Here is an 898-nt window from a genome sequence, read left to right as displayed (position 1 = left end):
GGTGGGTGTGGGGGGGGGGGTTTGCGGTGGTGGGGTTGGGGGGTCCCGGGGGCGCTACCCCCATTCCGGCCCCCCCGGGGGTGGCCAATGTGGATTTCGCGACGCACCTCATGCCCCGGTCCAGGCGCGAAACGGCCGGCTATCGACACGGCTTAACGGCGCGAACTTCCGGCGCAGGACACTAGGCGCAAGCAAGGGGGCCTTCACGTACTTCGAGCTGGGCATGGTGAGGGGCCCGTCGCCGGTGTGGCTGACGGGCTCCTCGGTGTCAGACGTGGTGCAGGGTGTTGCGGCGGGGTTGTCGGAGCGGGTCCCGGTATTGAGGTGGGATGAACTCCGGTATCCCATCGGCGGCCATCTGGACTTCCCAATCACCGTGGTGGATCAACCGGTGATGAAAACCGCACAGCAGCACCAAGTTCCGAAGGTCGGTAGGGCCGCCGTCTGCCCAATGATGAATATGGTGAGCGTGACAGTTCTTCGGCCGCCGATGACACCCGGGGAACGCGCAGCCGCCGTCGCGGATGTTCAGCGCTCGTCGCTGGCCGGGGGTGACGAACCGGCGCAGCCGTCCCACATCGAGGGGCTCTCCGGCGGCGCTCATGACGATCGGGAGCATGAGGCAGTCGCAGGCGGCGAGCCGGGCTTCGCGGGCGGTCATGGTCCCGACATAGTCGAGGCAGGCGGTCCCGAGGCCGGACTTCAACTCGTCGAGCCCGATGGTGACATGCAGCAGAGTGCGGTAGCCGCTGGTGCCGGGCTGATCGGGGCAGGCGGTCGCGAGGTCGAGGATGTCGACCCAGGCGTCACCCATGCGTTCGCATTTCATCCGCAGATCGGCTTGACCGAACTCGTCCACCGGCCGCGGCGCCGCATACGCCTCCAGGGCGGCGGCGGT

At 68.2% G+C, this 898-nt stretch carries 1 protein-coding gene; it reads right to left on the bottom strand.

The genetic code is table 11. The features are described 5' to 3' along the window. Positions 1-268: 268 nt before the first annotated feature. On the bottom strand, positions 269-898 hold a 630-nt coding region (locus tag ACIHAO_RS40670), incomplete at its 5' end, for a DUF222 domain-containing protein (RefSeq protein WP_396567288.1).

The sequence above is a fragment of the Amycolatopsis sp. NPDC052450 genome, from assembly GCF_044547565.1.
Classification (GTDB): Bacteria; Actinomycetota; Actinomycetes; order Mycobacteriales; family Pseudonocardiaceae; genus Amycolatopsis.
Note: the sequence above shows the minus strand (reverse complement) of the source record. Positions and strands in the feature narration are given on the sequence as shown.